The organism is Stenotrophomonas sp. SrG (assembly GCF_050031795.1).
GTDB classification, from domain to species: Bacteria; Pseudomonadota; Gammaproteobacteria; order Xanthomonadales; family Xanthomonadaceae; genus Stenotrophomonas; species Stenotrophomonas rhizophila_A.
In genome coordinates this window covers 1-230 of the sequence record NZ_JBNBBE010001755.1, presented here as the reverse complement: position 1 = coordinate 230, position 230 = coordinate 1, and the positions used below count along the sequence as shown (strand labels likewise).

1 pseudogene is annotated in these 230 nt (G+C 65.7%); it reads right to left on the bottom strand.

The features are described from left to right. Positions 1-230: pseudogene (locus ACQG3P_RS25280) on the bottom strand (sugar ABC transporter permease); the annotation flags it as partial.

Sequence of the window (230 nt, the reverse complement as noted above, 5' to 3'; positions counted from 1 at the left end):
TTGCGGAACAGCGCCTTGAAGCGCGCGGCCGGGGCGTTGAGCAGCATCGACGCGCCGAGCGACACGCCGATGGACATCGGCACGCCGACCCCCACGAAGTACGTGGTGTTCCACAGCGACTTCCAGAACATCGGGGTCTGCAGCAGGTCGATGTAGTTGCCCAGGTCCACGAAGCGCAGGTTGCCGCCATCGGCGAGCGCGTACAGGTCGAAGTCGGTGATGCTCAGCGC